This window comes from Vibrio sp. 704 (assembly GCF_033339295.1).
Genome location: NZ_JAWOUH010000762.1, coordinates 1 through 578, shown reverse-complemented (window position 1 = coordinate 578; position 578 = coordinate 1). Strand labels below are relative to the sequence as shown.

The window sequence follows — 578 nt, the reverse complement described above, 5'->3', positions numbered from 1 at the left end:
TCTGAACAAGATCGTCGTGAAAATATTCGTCGTATTGGCGAGTTGGCGAAACTGATGGCAGATGCGGGTTTGATTGTGTTGTCCGCGTTCATTTCTCCTCACCGTGCTGAGCGTCAACTCGTTCGCGATTTACTGCCCGAAGGTGAGTTCATTGAAGTGTTTGTGAATGCATCTCTCGAAGTGTGCGAAGGCCGAGATCCAAAAGGTTTATACAAAAAAGCGCGAGCAGGTGAGATCCCAAATTTCACGGGTATTGATTCAGAATATCAAGCGCCAATCAATCCAGAAATTGATTTGCCAGCAGGCGAGAAGAGCGTCGACGAGTTGGTTGAATTGTGTTTGAATGAGCTTAAACAGCGTCGTGTGATCAGCTAACTCAGCTTTTGGAACATAGGTGGCCAAAAGCTTAGTGTACTGCTTGAGGAGCTTTTAGATCATAGGTGACCTAAAGCTCCTAGAGCGAAACTAAACGGTATAGTTCACGCTGCTGCTTGCTTCTGAGCTTACGCTAAACTTTTGATTTAACAAGGCGAGCATTTGGTCGTAGTACTGGGAATTTGGCTTGTTGCCAAGCAGTT

Annotated in this window: 1 protein-coding gene and 1 pseudogene; one reads left to right on the top strand and one right to left on the bottom strand. The window is 45.7% G+C overall.

The genetic code is table 11. The features are described from left to right. Positions 1-375: adenylyl-sulfate kinase (gene cysC / locus R7R24_RS28970; RefSeq protein ID WP_318120494.1), on the top strand; the 375-nt coding region annotated here is incomplete at its 5' end. 90 nt (positions 376-465) lie between these two features. Here the strand turns inward: cysC and R7R24_RS28965 are convergent. Further along, positions 466-578: pseudogene (locus tag R7R24_RS28965) on the bottom strand (TIGR03899 family protein); the annotation flags it as partial.